The organism is Luteibacter sp. RCC_6_2 (assembly GCF_041360655.1).
In the GTDB taxonomy this organism is placed as follows: domain Bacteria; phylum Pseudomonadota; class Gammaproteobacteria; order Xanthomonadales; family Rhodanobacteraceae; genus Luteibacter.
The window spans coordinates 1-784 of sequence record NZ_JBFUPQ010000033.1; the positions used below are offsets into that span (position 1 = coordinate 1).

At 63.1% G+C, this 784-nt stretch carries 1 protein-coding gene; it reads left to right on the top strand.

Annotated features, from left to right (window positions below; genetic code table 11):
• The coding region (locus AB6730_RS18840; RefSeq protein WP_371025120.1) for an IS30 family transposase at positions 1-777 on the top strand (777 nt) is incomplete at its 5' end.
• Positions 778-784 lie beyond the last annotated feature (7 nt).

Here is a 784-nt window from a genome sequence, read left to right on the forward strand (position 1 = left end):
GGCGCCCTTCGTCGCGTGGTCGCCCACAAGCTGGCCCATCGCTGGGCACCCCAGCAGATCAGCGGATGGCTTGCCCGACGCTATCCAGACAACGACAGTATGCGGGTGTCCCACGAAACCATTTATCGAAGCCTGTTCATCCAGGCCCGCGGCGTGCTTAAAAAGCAGCTCCTGGCGCATCTGCGCACCCAGCGATCGGTCCGTTACCCGCAGGCGCAGGGGCGTCACGGCAAGGGCCGCAAGGGCGGCCCTAACCTGATTGCCCAGGCCCTGACGATCAGCCAGCGCCCCGCCGAAGCGAATGACCGGGCGGTACCCGGTCACTGGGAAGGCGACCTGCTAGCCGGCACGATCCACTCGCATATCGTCACGCTCGTGGAGCGGCGATCACGCTTCGTGATGCTGATCAAAATTCCCGCTCGCGACAGTGCGACCGTCGTGGATGCCGTGGCCAAACACATCCGCCGGCTGCCGGCCGAGCTGAAGCGCTCGCTGACCTGGGATCGCGGTCCGGAGATGTACCAGCACCAGCGTTTCAAACTGGCCACCGACCTGCAGATCTATTTCTGCGACCCGCATAGTCCCTGGCAACGCGGATCCAACGAAAACACCAACGGCTTGCTTCGCCAGTACTTCCCCAAGGGCCAGGACGTGAGCCATTACACCCAGGCCCAGCTCAACGCCGTGGCCAAGGAACTTAACCAGCGACCTCGGCAGACGCTGGACTTCCAGAGCCCTGCCGAGGTACTCAATCAAACTGTTGCATCGACCGATTGAGATCGCC